This is a genomic window from Streptomyces sp. AB3(2024), from assembly GCF_041862025.1.
Lineage (GTDB): Bacteria > Actinomycetota > Actinomycetes > Streptomycetales > Streptomycetaceae > Streptomyces.
In genome coordinates, this window is sequence record NZ_JBGWAB010000004.1 from 85874 (window position 1) to 100186 (window position 14313).

Genomic DNA, 14313 nt, shown 5'->3' on the forward strand with positions numbered 1-14313 from the left:
GGGGATGGGACTGGGGATCCGGGAGATGGATGCGCGGTGCTTCACAGGCCGAAGCGGGCGCGCCTCGCCTCGGGCACCAGGTCGGTGTACTCGGGATGCTTGCCGATCCAGCCCCGGATGAAGGGGCAGTACGGCAGGACGCGCAGCCCACGGGCCCGGGCGTCGTCGAGCGCTCCCCGGGCAAGGAGACCGCCCAAGCCCTGGCCGGCGAACCGGCTGTCGATCTCGGTGTGGATGAAGGCGATCTCGCCCTGCGAGAGGTGGTACTCGGCGAAGCCCGCGGTCTCGGTGCCGTCGCCGCCGGCGAGGATCTCGTACCGAGACTTCTGGGGCCGGTCCGTCACCTGCGGTTCCATGGGTGCTCCTGTGCGGTCGTGGTGTGACGGGGTGGGTGGGCGCGGTCAGAGCGTGCGGCGTACGCCCGCCTGGCGTTCCAGGTTGCGGAGCTGGACGGCCAGGTCGCCTTCCACGGCGAGGTGAGCGGGGCCGCTGCGGCCGATGGGCAGGACCTGCTCGCTGCGCATGTCCTCGAGCATCAGGGCGAACGCCGTGTACATCGCGACCAGCGCCACCACGAGGCCGAGCGCACCGGACGTGCGCGTCAGCCATTCGGCGCCGGTGATGCCCCCGAGGCCGGTGGCCGCCCAGCGAGGGAGGGAGACCGCGAGGACGAGCCACAGCGCGCGCTTGGGCCGGGTCACGGCGGTCATCAGGGCCCCGAAGCAGAGGAGCGCCAGGTTGAACACGCCGAGGACCTGAAGGCCGTCGGCCGCGCCGCTGAGCATGATGAGCGAGTAGGGCAGCCAGCTGCCGGCGAAGACCGCCATCAGCGTCGCCGCGATCACGTCACGGGCGCCGAAGGCCAGTAAACTCACCAGGAGTTGGAGGACGAAGGCCGGAAGCACGGTGAAGGCGACGGCGGCGCGGGCCGCCTCGTCGAAGAGCCCTAGCTGGAGGCAGCCCGTCATCACGGAGGCGATGGCTATCGTGAAGAAGCCGAGCGGCATGGGTGAGGCGATGGGGCGCAGGTTGATCCGTGTCATCGACCGGAGGTCCGGTTCGAAACTGCGCCCCGGGGGCGCGTCCGGCGAGGTCGCCGGGGTGTCGCCGCCGGCGGCGGGGGAGGCTGCGGACATCGGGTGGATCTCTCTTTCAGTGCTCGAAGCAGGGGTCGACGAAGGACGGCGTCGTGTCGGGGACGGAGCCGCGGGCGACGCGCCAGCGGCGGTGCTGCTCGGACTCGGCGACGGCCTCGGCCACGGACACCGCCTGTTGCGCACCGCTCCGGTAACCGCCGAAGTGGGCCACCGGGCTCCACTCAGGGCTCACCGGCGGGACCGCCTCGTCGAGGCCCTCGTACTCGGCGGTCGCGTAGACGATGCGGCCGCCGACGACGGTGAGGACGGACTCGATGTCGGGGATGAAGGCCTCGGGCACGGTGAGGTAGTCGTCCGAAAGGACCGCGAGGTCGCCGTAACACCCCTCGCGCAGCACGCCCTTGACGTCCTGTTCGCCGGTGAGCTCCGCCCCGCCCCGGGTGTAGAGGCCGAGGGCGGTCGCCCGGTCGATCAGGTTGCCGGCCGGATAGAGGGCCGTGCCGCCGACGGTGCGCCCGGTGACCAGCCAGTGGAGGGCGACCCACGGGTTGTACGAGGAGACTCGGGTGGCGTCGGTTCCGGCGGCGACGGTCAGGCCTCGGTCGAGCATGGCCCGGACCGGCGGGGTGTGGGCGGCGGCCTCGGCTCCGTAACGGTCGAGGAACGCGGCGCCCTGGAAGGACATGCGGTTCTGGACGGAGAGGGCGCCGCCGAGGGCCGCGATCCGGTCGAGGCTGTCGGCCGAGACCGTCTCAGCGTGGTCGAAGAGCCAGCGGTTGCCGCCGGGGAAGAGCCCTTCGGCCGCGAGCTTCTCGAAGACGGCCAGGTCGCGGCGGATCGTCTCGTCGTAGGTCGCGTGGAGCCGGAAGCCCCAGCCGTTCTCGAGCAGCAGCCGGACGGCGCTCTCGAATTCGGTCTCGTAGCCGGCGGCGAGTTCGGGCCGGGGTTCGGAGAAGTTCTCGAAGTCGGCGGCGGCCCACGTCAGGTTCTCTCCCGCGCCGTTGAGCCGGAGCCACTCGTCCCCGTCCCCGGGCTTGACCATCTCGGTCCAGCGCTTCAGGTCGGCGAGCTCCTGACCGGCCGTCTGCGGAAAGAGGTGGTAGGCGATCCGAAGGGTCAGCTCCCCCGACCGGGCGAGGTCGACGACCGTGGCGTAGTTGTCGGGGAAGTTCTGGAACCCGCCGGCGGCGTCGACCGCGGACGTCAGTCCGAAGCGGTTCAGCTCGCGCAGGAAATGGCGCGTCGACGTCCGCTTGTCGGCCTCGTCGAGAGCCGGCGCCTTGGCCAGGGTCGAGTACAGGATGAGGGCGCTCGGGGCCGCGAGGAGCACGCCATTGGCTTCGCCGTCCCGGCCTCGGACGATCTGCCCGCCGCGGGGATCCGGGGTGTCGCGGGTGAATCCGGCTGCCTGCACCGCGGCCCGGTTCATCAGCGCCGACTGGTACAGGTGCAGGACGAACACCGGGGTGTCGGGGGCGGCGGCGTTCAGCTCCGCGACGGTCGGCATCCTGCGCTCGGCGAACTGCTCGGCGGTCCAGCCGCCCACCACCCGGATCCACTGCCCCTTCGGGGTGCGGCCGGCCTGCTCGCGCAGCATCGCGAGGGCGTGTCGGAGGCTTCGTACGCCGTCCCAGCGCAGCTCCAGGACGTAGTTCAGGCCGCCCCGGATGACATGCAGGTGCGAGTCGTTGAGGCCGGGGATCACCCGGCGGCCGAGGGCGTCGACGACCTTCGTTCCCGGCCCGACGAAGTGGGCGAGGTCGTGGTCGTCGCCGAGGGCCGCGACCCTGCCGTCGCGGATCGCGACGGCACGGGCCTCGGGCCGGTCGGGGTCACCGGTGAAGACCTTGGCGTTGCGGACGAGGAGGTCGGCGTGCTCGTGCTCCCGACGCGGGGCGGGGACGAGGCCCGCCACCGGCATGCTCGTCGACGGCCCGGTCATGCGAGGGCCTTGCGCAGGGTGTCGGTGGCGAGACCGATGGCGAGTTCCGCGGCCTGAGTCTCGCGCAGTGCGTTCAGCATCACGAAGTCGTGGATGACGCCCTGGACGCGCAGGGCGGTGACGGGGACGCCGGCGGCACGGAGCTTCGCCGCGTACGCCTCGCCCTCGTCGCGCAGGACGTCGGCCTCGGCGGTGATGACCAGGGTCGGCGGCAGGCCGCTGAGCTGCTCGGTGGAGGCGCGCAGCGGGGAGGCGGTGATCTGGGCCCGCTCGGCCTCGTCGGTCGTGTACTGGTCCCAGAACCACTTCATGGCGTCGCGGCGCAGGAAGTAGCCCTCGCCGAACCGGTGGTACGAGTCGGTGTCGAAGCTCGCGTCCGTGACCGGGTAGAAGAGGACCTGCTGGACGAGCATGACGTCGCCGCGCTGCTTGGCCATGAGGGTGAGGGCGGCGCTCATGTTGCCGCCGACCGAGTCGCCCGCGACGGCGATCCGCGTGCCGTCGAGGTCCTTGTGGTGTCCCTCGCGGGCGACCCACTGGGCGACGCTGTAGTTCTGTTCGATCGCGACGGGGTAGCGCGCCTCGGGCGAGAGGTCGTACTCGGGGAACACCACGGCCGCCCGGGTGCCGACGGCGAGTTCGCGGACGAGCCGGTCGTGGGTGTGGGCGTTGCCGAAGACCCAGCCCGCGCCGTGGATGTAGAGGATGACGGGAAGCGGGCCGGTGGCGCCGCGGGGGCGGACGATCCGGGCGCGGACGTCACCGGTCGGGCCGCCGTGGACGGTGATCCACTCCTCGTCGACCTCGGGCAGGGGGACGCCCTCACCGCTCTGGACACCGTCCACGGCCTTACGGCCTTCGGCGACGGGGATCTGGTAGAGGTACGGCGGCCGGGCGGTGGCGTCGGCGAAGGCCTGGGCGGCGGGTTCGAGGATCGGACGGTTCTTCATGAGGGCTTCTCCTTCTGGGGATGTACGAGAGGGCGCAGGTCCGGGGCTCAGCGGGTCGCCCGTACGGCGTCGAGGATCACGTCGGTGACCACGGCCGGACGGGAGACGGCCACGGCGTGCGACGCGTCCACTTCGGTGATGTGCGAGCCGGCGCGCCGGGCCATCCACCGTTCGGCGGCCGGCGGGATGTTCTTGTCGGCGGTGGCGATCAGCGCCCAGGACGGGATCGTCTTCCAGGCCACTTCCCCGGCCTTCTCCTCCAGGGCGGCGGTGGCGACCGGGCGCTGGGTCGCGGCCATGACGGCCGCGTCGGCGGCGGGGACGTCGGCGGCGAACTGCCGGTGGAACTTGGCCCGTTCGATGACGAGTTCGGTGCCGGTGCCACCGCCGGGCAGCGGGTACGACCGCGGGTTCACGGTGTCTCCGAGGGTGGAGCCGGGGAACTTGGCGGCGAGCTCGGCCGCGCTCTCGCCCTTGTCCGGGGTGAACGCGGCGATGTAGACGAGGGCCTTCACACGGATGTCGCCCAGCGCGGCGCCACTGATGACGGCGCCGCCGTAGGAGTGGCCGACGAGGACGACGGGTCCCTCGACGGCGGCCAACACGCTGCGGAGGTAGGCGGTGTCCGCGGCGAGACCGCGCAGCGGGTTGGCCGGGGCCAGGACGGGGTAGCCGGCGCGCTGAAGCCGCCTGATCGTGCCGCTCCAGCTGGAGGCGTCGGCGAACGCCCCGTGGACCAGGACGATCGTGGGCTTGGGACCGTGCCGGTCGGCGCCGGCGGCGGCCGGGACGCTCGCGGGTGCGGCGGGTGCGGCGGATGTGGCGGGTGCGGCGCCCAGCAGGGAGGCCACCGCGGCCGGCAGGGCGAAAGCGAGGGTGCGCCTCTTGGGATGCATGGGGTTTCCTTGTCGGGTGGTGGAGCATTCGGGTGCGCTCGGGCGGGCGGGGGTGCCTCGGTCGGGTGGGGCCTCGCCTCAGAGGCCGTACGCCTCCAGGAGCCGGAGCCAGACCTCGCTGACCGTCGGGAAGGCGGGCACGGCGTGCCACAGGCGCTCCAGGGGGACCTCGCCCACGATGGCCACGGTGGCGGTGTGGACGAGTTCGGTCGCCATCGGGCCGGTGAGCGTGCAGCCGACGACGACTCCCCGGGTCTCGTCGACGACGAGCTTGGCGAGGCCGCGGTAGTCGTCCGCGTGGAGCGCGGCGCCGGCGACGTCGTCGATGCGGTACTCCACCGTGCGTACCGCGAGACCCGCTTCGCGTGCCGCGCGTTCCGTGAGACCGACGCTCGCGACCTCGGGACGGGTGAAGACGGCCTGCGGGACGGCGACGTGGTCGGCTTCCGCGCTCCACGGCTGCCGGCCTCCGGTGACGGCCGGGCGCCCCGCGGCTCGCTCGGCGATCGCCGCCGCGCAGGCGCGGGCCTGGTACTTGGCCATGTGGGTCAGCGGCGCACGGTGGTTCACGTCGCCGACGGCGTAGAGCCATGCGCCCTCGACCGCGGTGACCCGACAGGTGTCGTCGACCGGGAGCCAGTCGCCTGCCGGCAGTCCGACGGAGTCCAGGCCGAGGTCTGCGGTGCGCGGGCGCCGACCGACGGCGGCCAGCACCTCGTCGCAGACGAGGGCGGTGCCGTCGTCGGTGTCCACGGTCACCGCGCGGGTGTCCTCGTCACGGGCGACCCGGACGGCCGACACCCCGAAGCGAATCGTGACGCCCAGATCGCTCAGACCCCGGGCGACCTCTTCGCCGGCGCACGGCTCCCAGCCGGTCAGCAGGGTCTGGTCGCGAACCAGCAGGGTGACGGAGGAGCCGAGCGAGCGCCACGCGGTGGCCATCTCGCAAGCCACCACTCCCCCGCCGATGACGACGAGCCGCTCGGGCACCGCGTCGGCCGTGGTGGCCTGTCGGCTGGTCCACACACCGATCCGGTCGAGCCCCTCGACTGACGGAAGGGCGGGTTCCGTGCCGGTACACACCACGACCGCGCGCCGGGCCCGCAGGGTACGGACCGTGCCGTCGGCCCCCGTCACCTCCACCCGGCGCTCACCGGCGAGCCGTCCGTGCCCCCGTACGAGCGCGATGCCCGCACCGTCGAGCCAGTCGGCCTGCCCGGTGTCGTCACCGCGCCCGGTGAAACGGTCACGGCGGGCCAGGACGCGCGCCGGGTCGAGTGCCGCCGTGACCGCCTGCCGGGCCCCGTGGACCGAGCGGGCCTCCGCCCGCGCGGCGCCGGGTCGCAGCAGGGCCTTGCTCGGCACGCAGGCACGGTAGGAGCACTCTCCGCCGACCGTCTCGGCCTCGACGACGACGGCTGTCAGCCCCGACCGGACGGTCCGGTCTGCGACGACCTCGCCGGCCGGACCGCCGCCGACCACGACGACGTCGTACGTGTCCATCAGCCGCGCACCAGAGGGGTGTCCACGAGGTGCTCGGCCAGGAACCACACCTGCGCCTCGCCGGTGCGGATGACATCGGAGACGAGCAGGTCGGCGCTGCCCTCGTCGCCCTCCCCGGAGAGCCGGGCGGCGGCGTCCCGCGCGTCGATCAGGATCCGCTCGTGCGCGTCGAGGAGCCGCGACAGCATGACGGGCACCGGCTCCACCCCGTCCGGCGGCCGGGGTATCGCGGTCAGCTCCGCGACGTGGCGCGGGTCTCCGACGGCGACGCCGCCGAGGCTCTGGACCCGCTCGGCCAGCGCGTCCACGATGGCCAGCTGGGCCTCCGCGTGCTTGTCCAGCATCAGGTGGAGCGAGTAGAAGGTCGCCCCGCGCATGAGCCAGTGGTGCTTCTTGTAGAGGGAGTAGAGGATCTGCGTGTCGGCGAGTACGCGGTTCAGCCGCTGGCAGGCGTACATGCGGGTGTCGTGGCCGAGGCCGATCGGCAGCTGCTTGAGCGTGCCGAACGCCTGGGTCTCGGCGCCCTTCTGGTGCAGCAGCGGCTGGCCGCCACCGTGCGGGGACGTGAGGGTGTCCATCGGGTGCTCCTGTTCGGGAGAGAAGGTGGGAAGGGCCCGGCCGCCCGGTCGGGGGTACGCGGGCGGCCGGACCCGGTCTGCGCGGCTCGCGCTCAGCGCTCGGCGATCGCCGGGGCGGCGGTCCGGTGCAGGACGAGCCGGGTGAGCAGTCCGCTGCCGAGGCCGGCCACGAGCGCGAGGGCGGCCCACCACAGCGGGTACGGCGTGAGGCCGAGGGCCGCGTCGAGGGACCAGGCGCCGGGGCCGGTGGCGGCGAGGGCGGCGGCGGTGCCGATGAGGACGAGCGGGTACTCGTACCCGTCGTTCTGCACCCAGAGCCCGTGGCGCCATTTCACGGTGAGCGCGACCGTCATGACCCCGATGGCGCCGGTCGCGGCGAGCGGGGTCAGGAGGCCGGCGGCGAGCAGCAGGCCCGATCCGATCTGACCACCGCCCGCCGCCAGGGCGGTGAGGGCACCGCCGCGGAAGCCGTCGGCGCGGAACTCCTCGGTACCGCCCTCGAGTCCCTTGCCGCCCAGGTGCGAGCTGATCTTCTGCACACCGTGGCCGGCGACGAGCAGTCCCACCAGCAGACGCAGGATCAGAATGCCGGTGTCCACAGGGGTCAGCCGGCGGCGTGCGCGCCGATGACGCTCTGCGCGTACACGACGCCCAGGCCGTACGCACCCGCGTGAGCCTTGACGATCTCCATGACCGCGCCGTACGACTCCTGGCGCGCCCAGTCGCGCTGGAGTTCCAGGAGCACCTGCACCCAGGTCACGGGCACCGCGCCGGCGGCGATCATCCGCTGCAGCGCGTGCTCGTGGGCGGCGGGGCTGACACCACCGGAGGCGTCGGAGACCACGTACACCTCGTATCCCTGCTCAAGCGCGGACAGCGCGGGCAGCACCAGGCAGACCTCGGTCCACAGGCCGGACAGGATGATCTTCTTGCGCCCGGTCGCCTTGACCGCCGCGACGAGCGCCTCGTCCTCCCAGGCGTTCATGGTGGTGCGGTCGATCACCTCGTGCTTGGGGAACACCTCGGCGAGCTGCGGCAGCAGCGGCCCGGAGAACGACTCGGCGGCGACCGTGGTCAGGACGGCCGGCACATCGAAGGCCTGAGCCGCCTTGGCGAGACCCACGGTGCTGTTGATGATCGCGGCGCGATCGCCACTCCCGGTGCCGAAGAACATCTGCGGCTGGTGGTCCACGAAGAGCATGACCGAGTTGTCGGGCGTGAGCAGGTCCTTGCTCGGGGCGGCCTGCACCTTGCTGATGTCGAACATGAGGGGTCCTCTCGAAGCAATCGGTAACGTGCCCGCCGCGTCCGCGGCTCGGCACTTCTGCAAGCTACGAGCGACCCGACGGACCGCGTTGACCTTCTGCGCCCAGGAGTTGGCACGACAGCGCACAACCGGTCAAGGACGAGATCCGCGCAGTGTCACGGGCGCGAACGCGCAAGGTCGCGACGCCGGCACAGATGTGCCGCGGAGGGGCGACCACGCTCAGCGCCGCCGCCTCGGCGCGAAGGCTCGCGCCGGGGCAGCGCCGCTGGTCCGGCCGTGCCTGCCCGAGCTGGCTGCCGCCGGGCTCATCCCGGCGGCAGCAGCCGCCGGTCAACGGGCCGAGTAGGCGGCCTGCACCTCGTCGGCGCGATCGGTCCACCAGTTCAGCAGTGCCTCGTCCGCCAGGAACATCTCGCCGAAGGCGGGGTCCTGGCGGACGAGGTAGAACTCCAGCTGCCAGAAGTCGGTCAGCCGCTTCCACCACAGCCGCTTCACCGCGTCGGCAAGGTCGTCTTCGGACAGATCGATCACGGACCGGTATCCGGAACGGAACGCGGCGACGCGGTCGAGGTCGAAGGCACCACCCACCCCGAACTGCACCTGCGCGGTCCGCGCGACCTCCTCCCCGTACGGCCGGACCCCGAGCCGGTCCCAGTCCAGGACCGCCACCACCCGGCCGTCGCGCCGCAGCAGGTTGCGGTACTGGAAGTCGCCGTGCGTCCACCCGTACGGCCCGGCCGGCGCCCCGCCGTCCGGCCGGGCATCGGCGTACCGGGCGAGGAGGCCTCGGCGGCCGCGCAGGGCCTCGGCGGCGGTCTTGTCGAGGTCGCTCACCGGATCGGTCGGGAGGCGGCTCGCGAGAGCAACGGCGGCCCGGTCGGCCTCGGCCACGTCGCGGACCTTCGCAACCGGTGCCCGCTCCGGAACCGGGCCGGGCCCATGCCGCCGCAAGCCCTCGTGCAGGCGTCCGAGGAGAGCACCGAGATCGCGCACCTGGTCGAGCGGGAGGTCCGTCCCTTGAACGTGCTCGCCGTCCACCCACGGCAGGACGCAGTAGCCGCGACCACCGACTTCCACCACACGGTCCCCACCGGCGTCGAACAGTGGCGCCGGCACCGGGACGCCCTCACGAGCCAGGTCCACGAGGACCGCGAGGTTCCTGCGAACCTTCGGCAGAGGAACGTCGGTGATCTCCTTGAGCGCGTACACCCCCGTAGCCGTCACGAGCCGCCAGTTCCGGTTCATCAGGCCATGGGCAAGGAACCGCTGATCGCGTACCTCGCCCAGCCCGAAGGCGCCGGACAGGGTGGGCAGTACTGCCGCCAGACCGTCTTCCCGAGTCGTGTCCGTCACCCCGAGCACGGTACGCCGAAGCCGAATCCCGCACCCGAATTCGTCACCCGGGTCTCTGCAGAGAGTCAGAGGGAGACGCGAGCCGGGGATCCCCCTCCACCGCCCGAATCGAAGACCTCCTCCAGACCGGCGTGCGCGAGGAGGTCTACCCCGGCGCGGTGTGGGCGGTCGGGGACGCCGACGGCATCCGCGCGAGCGGAGCCGTCGGCCTCCTCGCCCCCGGCCGGCCCGACGAGCCCATGCGGCCAGCCTCCTCACCAACAAGCTTCCAGCCACGTGACACTGTCGGGCTTCGTGTGTCCGCCCCTCTGCTACTCGGACCGCGGCACGGTCCGGTCCCGACGTGGAGCAGCCCGTTGTCCGGTCAGGTCGCGGAGGCATCGTCGGCGCCGCCGTCCGTACGGGATCGGCGTACGGCGAAGAGGGTGCCCGCGCCGGCAGCCAGCAGCACGCCCGCGCCGCCGAGTAGCCACGGGGCCGGATCGACTCCGGTGTCGGGGAGCATGCTGCCGTGCCGTGTGGACCCGGTGGCGCCCGTGGCGCCCGTCGCGCTGGACGCGGTCCCGTCGGTCGACGGTGCGCCGGGGGCAGCGGGTGTACCGGCGGTTCCTGTTGCCGCGGATGTGGGCGGGTCCGTGGCCGGGTCCGGGTCCGGGTGCGGGTGCGTGGCCGGGTCCGTGGCCGTACCGGGACCGGGACCGGTGATGTGGAACGAAGCCAAGGCGTTGCTCTGCCCGGCATCCGGTGTGCACCGGGCGTCGATCTCGCCCGGGTAGACGACGCCGCCACCCGCGTCCTTCAGCGCGAGGTGCGCGACGAGGTCGCCGACGGTGATCCGCGCGCTGCCCGCGCGTCTGAAGGTGAGCGGCGGTGCGGAGCCGTACGCCTTGACGGGGAAGGACCCGGACGCCGGAATTTCGGTTTTCATGTCGACCGGCACCTTCACCCGGATGTCCCCCTCCGGGGCCGTCACCCGCGCCTGGGCCACCACCGTGCCCTCGATGGTCTTCGCACCGATCCCGCCCAGCATCTTCGCGGCGTCCGCGGGCACCAGCACCGCCGCGTGGACGGGGAAGACCGGGGTGGCCTTTCCGACCTCGGCCCACCCGGGGACATCCGAGTCGATCCGCACCGTGACGGGCAGGTTCCCGATCAGCCCGGTCGAGCACGTGTACCGCATGGTGAGCGACACCGGATCCGCGGCAGCGGGTCCGGCTCCCGCAAGTCCCAGCACTCCTCCCGCGACCGCTGCGACCAGCGCCGTGCGCAGCGGGCCGCGTGGCGCCGCAGTGCTCCGGACGGCGGGGGCCGGCCGATTCCGTTCCCGCGGGTTCTGGGTGCGCTCGCCAGTGCTCATGCCGACCCCCATCAGGGTGTTTCGATCTCTCGGAGACATGCGTGGTGCGGTGATGTGCCGGCCACGGCCGGTTCGGTGCGTCACCGGCTCGGCCGGGTCCGGCGATGCCGGCCCGGCGAACCGGCGCCGGCGCCGGCGGGCACGGGACGGGCCGCCGGCTCCGGGTCCGCGTCGCCCGCGGTACACGACGCAGCGGCGGTGGCCGGCGGGCCGCTGCTGTCGCGGCCCGCACGATGGACCCGGGTCAGGTGGTCCTGGAGTCGGGCGTGCCGGAACTGATAGACGGCGCCGGCCTGACGCAGCACGTCCCGCTCGCACGCGTCGTCGAGGAAGGTGACCAGCCGCCAGGGCAGTCGCCCCGTGAGCGGCAGCCAGATGCGCGCGAGGGCCACCCACTGACCCCAGGCGGTGAAAGCGAGTCCGTACGCGAGTCCGCCCGCGAAGGCGGCTTCGATCCCGAACGCCAGCCCCAGCAGGAGTCCCCACACGGGCCCTCCCGTGACGGCGTTGGCGCATCCGGCTCCCGTCCCGAACACGAGGGCCCACACCAGCAGATGGAAGACCACGTTCCTGCGGTCCTGGGCGAGCAGCTCCGAGGAACTGACGCCGGATCTGATGTCGACGGGCACTTCCAGCCAGGCCATGAGCCCGAATACCGACCCGGCTCCGAGCCCGAGCCCGGGCACGAACACGAGGGCCCCCGCGAGCCCGCCGTCCAGGCCGTCCCCGAGCCCCAGGGACTCGACCACGACCCTGTCCAGGAACAGGAGCACGAGCGCGGCCAGGACCCCGCACCCGAGCCCCAGCCCGAACCTGCGCAAGACCCCCGTGCCCCTGCGCCCGGTCCGGCCGAAGACCTGTACGCGTACGCGCGACGGCTCCGCCCCGCCCCGCGACACGAATCCGTACACGAGCCCGAAGAACAGCCCGTTCACGAGCGCGTGCAGGAGCCCGATCACGAGCCCCCGCACGAGCGCGAACCTGAGCCCGAACGATGTCGCCACCAAATCCGCGGGAACGTTCCCGACGGCGGTCGTCACCCCGAGGGCCAGTGCGGCCAGGAACCCGATCACGAGCATCCGCGAGGAACGGCTCATCGTGGTGCCCAGTTGCCACCAGGCGAGGTCACGTGCCGGAGCGCCCGTAGCCGCCCTGCCGAGTCGGTCCAGGTGCGCGGCGAGGTAGCCGAGCCACTGCTGCGCACGGTCGGGGTTCCAGTCCGGCCGCCGCCGACGGCCGTTGCCGCCGTCGGCCGGCGAGGGCTCGTAGGCGGCCGGGGTGAACGCGGCCAGGAGGTGTCTCTGCAGGGCTTCCGGAGAGGCGAAGGTGGTGGTGTCCAGGAGTCGTACGGGATCGCACCCGGGGGTGTCGCTGTAGACGGCGCGGGCCATGGCGACCATCAGCGGGGTGGTGAGCACCCTGGCGAGGTTCTCCGCACCCGGGCCGCGCCGTTCTTTGCGCAGCGCGTCCATGACGGGTTCCCACACGGTGCCGCCCGTACCGCCGTCCGTCCCCGGACGGCTGGTGAGCGGCAGGTAGAGGGCGACGTCGGCCAGGGCCAGGTCGGCCAGCTCGACCACGGCAGCCTTCGGGAACGGGCGGGTCTCCACGGCTTCGGCGTACTCCCGGGGACGGCTGGTGAGGAGCAGCGCGGTGGTGGTGCGGTCGAGCTCTTTGAGCGCCGCACGCCGCAGGCCGCCCGCGATCTCGTCGAACCCGTCCATGACGGGCAGGATCCAGCCGCTGTCGACCAGCGCCCCGGCCAGGTTCCCTCCGCGTGCGGCAGGAACGGCGAGGCCGTGGTCGCGTACCAGCTGGTGGCACATCCAGTCGCGCAGGGAGACGGTGGTCGGGTCCCATGACCCCAGGCTGAAGATCACCGGTACGGGCTCGTCGGGCGTGCGGGCGCCCAGCCAGTCGAGGACGAAGCGCAGGGTCAGGATCGTCTTGCCCCCCCCCGGCCGCGCCGAGCACCACCAGCCGGCGGGACGGAACGGACCGGTACACGTCCACGATCCGGTCGATGCGGCCGGCCAGTGCGAGCGGCGCCGGATCCGCCCCGGGTGGAGCGTCGCAGATCGTGGCCCAGTGATCGAGCAGACGCGCGTCGGCGTTCCGGAAGGCCACGGGGAGCGGGAACGGGTCGTGCACCTGCCGCCGCCGCTCCTCTTTCCGCCATTGTCCGGCCACCTTGGCGGCGAGCAGCCCGGCGGCCTCCCGCAGCTCCGGCGCACCGGGCAGCGGCGCCGCACGAGGAAGCGCTTCGAGTCGGCCGGGATGCGCCGGCAGACCGATCAGCGAGCTGAGTTCGCCGATCTCCCGCGGACTCACCTGTCGGTACCAGCGGTCCACCGGGCTTGCCGCGAGCGTGCTCAGTCCGTCGGACCGGTAGTGCCTGGTGATGACGCCGATCACGTACCCGCCGCTCCACACCGGGGCCCCCGACATGCCCTCCCACGGCGAACGACCCCGCTGGGGGTCGTACTCCGGGGAGGACTTCAGGGTGATCTCCAGACTGCCCTCACGCTGGTTCGACAACGGGGTGGTCTCACCGCGCGCGTGGTGGGAATCCCGGTACGACACGGGCCCGCCGCCATCCGGCGACGTGGTCCCGGAACGCAGTCTGAACCTCGGGAATCCGAGCGCTTCGCACTCCACCGGCTTCGCGACACGGGCGAACCGGACCACCGGAACCGCGGCGGCGGCCGGGCTGCCCGGGCCGGAACCGTCCACGATGGCGATCAGCGCGACGTCCGAGGCGGAGTTCGCCCAGACCGGCGCGCCCGGCACTTCCCGCGTGCCGCCGTCCTCGGTGAGGAAACGCACCCGCACCGTCCTCGCGCCGCACACCACGTGCGCGGCCGTGAGCACCAGGTTCGCGGCCACCAGGTAGCCCGATCCGCGCCCTCCGGCGCCCGTGCCGTGCGTGGTGAGGACCTGGACGGCCCGCCGCCGGTCGAGTCCGCCCGGCTCCGTCCCTTCGCCCACGACGGCCCTCACCGCTCGTGCGCGTCAGCGCTGCCGGAGATGAACGGCGTGGCGTGCGACCCCGCCAGAGCCGGTTGCAACGCCAGCGAGATGCGCTGGGCGGAGGCGGCGCCCACGGCCGCCTCCGCATCGGACTCCACCACCCAGAACCGCACTTTCGCCCCCGCCCGCCCCGACCGCTCCAGTGCGACCGACAGCTCCAACTCGATCGGCCCCAGCTCGAAGCGCAGCGCCTCGCCCTCCGCCGCGACGATCGCCCGTCCCAGCTCCTCCCGTAGGTCCCTGATCACACTCGCCAGTTCGATCACTCCGCGCCCCTCGCGCTCCCCGGCTTCTCAGCCGTTGTCCGTCGCATCTCTGCAACCATGAGCGGACACGCTGC

Annotated in this window: 13 protein-coding genes and 2 pseudogenes; 1 reads left to right on the plus strand and 14 read right to left on the minus strand. The window is 72.8% G+C overall.

Annotation, left to right across the window (positions count from 1 at the left end):
- Window positions 1-41: 41 nt before the first annotated feature.
- The 10 genes from ACEPPI_RS02880 to ACEPPI_RS02925 all read right to left on the minus strand — a co-directional run bounded on the left by ACEPPI_RS02880 (window position 42) and on the right by ACEPPI_RS02925 (window position 9586).
- Window positions 42-356 carry a GNAT family N-acetyltransferase gene (locus ACEPPI_RS02880; protein ID WP_373913659.1) on the minus strand — a complete coding sequence of 105 codons (315 nt, stop codon included), beginning with the start codon at window positions 354-356 and terminating at the stop codon, window positions 42-44.
- 45 nt (window positions 357-401) lie between these two features.
- Window positions 402-1136: a GPR1/FUN34/YaaH family transporter gene (locus tag ACEPPI_RS02885; protein WP_373913660.1), complete on the minus strand. Its 735-nt coding sequence runs from the start codon at window positions 1134-1136 to the stop codon at window positions 402-404.
- Window positions 1137-1152: 16 nt separating this feature from the next.
- Window positions 1153-3039 (minus strand): amidohydrolase, encoded by a 1887-nt coding sequence (locus tag ACEPPI_RS02890; protein ID WP_373913661.1) that lies wholly within the window; start codon window positions 3037-3039, stop codon window positions 1153-1155.
- Window positions 3036-3989, minus strand: a complete 954-nt coding sequence (locus tag ACEPPI_RS02895; RefSeq protein ID WP_373913662.1) for an alpha/beta hydrolase — start codon at window positions 3987-3989, stop codon at window positions 3036-3038. The genes ACEPPI_RS02890 and ACEPPI_RS02895 overlap by 4 nt, the downstream gene beginning before the upstream one ends.
- 47 nt (window positions 3990-4036) lie before the next feature.
- A complete protein-coding gene (locus ACEPPI_RS02900) occupies window positions 4037-4885 on the minus strand; it encodes an alpha/beta fold hydrolase (RefSeq protein ID WP_373913663.1) in 849 nt (282 codons plus the stop codon).
- Between the two features lie 78 nt (window positions 4886-4963).
- A complete protein-coding gene (locus tag ACEPPI_RS02905; RefSeq protein ID WP_373913664.1) occupies window positions 4964-6388 on the minus strand; it encodes an NAD(P)/FAD-dependent oxidoreductase in 1425 nt (474 codons plus the stop codon).
- Window positions 6388-6966: a Dps family protein gene (locus tag ACEPPI_RS02910; RefSeq protein WP_373913665.1), complete on the minus strand. Its 579-nt coding sequence runs from the start codon at window positions 6964-6966 to the stop codon at window positions 6388-6390. The genes ACEPPI_RS02905 and ACEPPI_RS02910 overlap by 1 nt, the downstream gene beginning before the upstream one ends.
- Before the next feature lie 92 nt (window positions 6967-7058).
- Window positions 7059-7565, minus strand: coding sequence for a DoxX family membrane protein (locus tag ACEPPI_RS02915; RefSeq protein WP_266614040.1), 507 nt, complete (start codon window positions 7563-7565; stop codon window positions 7059-7061).
- A 5-nt stretch (window positions 7566-7570) separates the two neighbouring features.
- The gene (locus tag ACEPPI_RS02920) at window positions 7571-8233 is read right to left on the minus strand and encodes a hydrolase (protein ID WP_373913666.1); all 663 of its coding nucleotides are present in this window, start codon (window positions 8231-8233) and stop codon (window positions 7571-7573) included.
- A 330-nt stretch (window positions 8234-8563) separates the two neighbouring features.
- Window positions 8564-9586: a phosphotransferase gene (locus tag ACEPPI_RS02925; RefSeq protein ID WP_373913667.1), complete on the minus strand. Its 1023-nt coding sequence runs from the start codon at window positions 9584-9586 to the stop codon at window positions 8564-8566.
- A 107-nt stretch (window positions 9587-9693) separates the two neighbouring features.
- Here ACEPPI_RS02925 and ACEPPI_RS02930 point away from each other — a divergent pair.
- Window positions 9694-9831, plus strand: a pseudogene (locus ACEPPI_RS02930) (serine hydrolase); the annotation flags it as partial.
- Window positions 9832-9950: 119 nt separating this feature from the next.
- Here the strand turns inward: ACEPPI_RS02930 and ACEPPI_RS02935 are convergent.
- From ACEPPI_RS02935 to ACEPPI_RS02950, 4 genes and pseudogenes are all read right to left on the minus strand, one after another.
- Window positions 9951-10766: a DUF6801 domain-containing protein gene (locus ACEPPI_RS02935; protein WP_373913668.1), complete on the minus strand. Its 816-nt coding sequence runs from the start codon at window positions 10764-10766 to the stop codon at window positions 9951-9953.
- A 257-nt stretch (window positions 10767-11023) separates the two neighbouring features.
- On the minus strand, window positions 11024-12823 hold the full coding sequence (locus ACEPPI_RS02940; protein ID WP_373913669.1) for a hypothetical protein: 1800 nt from the start codon (window positions 12821-12823) through the stop codon (window positions 11024-11026).
- A 571-nt stretch (window positions 12824-13394) separates the two neighbouring features.
- Window positions 13395-13943: pseudogene (locus ACEPPI_RS02945) on the minus strand (trypsin-like peptidase domain-containing protein); the annotation flags it as partial.
- Entirely contained in the window at window positions 13940-14239 is a 300-nt protein-coding gene (locus ACEPPI_RS02950) for a trypco2 family protein (RefSeq protein WP_373913670.1), read from the minus strand. The gene ACEPPI_RS02950 and the pseudogene ACEPPI_RS02945, both read right to left, overlap by 4 nt.
- Window positions 14240-14313 lie beyond the last annotated feature (74 nt).

Excerpts from the sequence above, each read along its gene's own strand:
- ACEPPI_RS02890 (WP_373913661.1), bottom strand. The coding sequence starts at position 3,039 with ATGACCGGGCCGTCGACGAGCATGCCGGTGGCGGGCCTCGTCCCCGCC.
- ACEPPI_RS02935 (WP_373913668.1), bottom strand. The coding sequence starts at position 10,766 with ATGCGGTACACGTGCTCGACCGGGCTGATCGGGAACCTGCCCGTCACG.
- ACEPPI_RS02895 (WP_373913662.1), bottom strand. The coding sequence starts at position 3,989 with ATGAAGAACCGTCCGATCCTCGAACCCGCCGCCCAGGCCTTCGCCGAC.
- ACEPPI_RS02880 (WP_373913659.1), bottom strand. The coding sequence starts at position 356 with ATGGAACCGCAGGTGACGGACCGGCCCCAGAAGTCTCGGTACGAGATC.
- ACEPPI_RS02900 (WP_373913663.1), bottom strand. The coding sequence starts at position 4,885 with ATGCATCCCAAGAGGCGCACCCTCGCTTTCGCCCTGCCGGCCGCGGTG.
- ACEPPI_RS02920 (WP_373913666.1), bottom strand. The coding sequence starts at position 8,233 with ATGTTCGACATCAGCAAGGTGCAGGCCGCCCCGAGCAAGGACCTGCTC.
- ACEPPI_RS02910 (WP_373913665.1), bottom strand. The coding sequence starts at position 6,966 with ATGGACACCCTCACGTCCCCGCACGGTGGCGGCCAGCCGCTGCTGCAC.
- ACEPPI_RS02885 (WP_373913660.1), bottom strand. The coding sequence starts at position 1,136 with ATGTCCGCAGCCTCCCCCGCCGCCGGCGGCGACACCCCGGCGACCTCG.
- ACEPPI_RS02905 (WP_373913664.1), bottom strand. The coding sequence starts at position 6,388 with ATGGACACGTACGACGTCGTCGTGGTCGGCGGCGGTCCGGCCGGCGAG.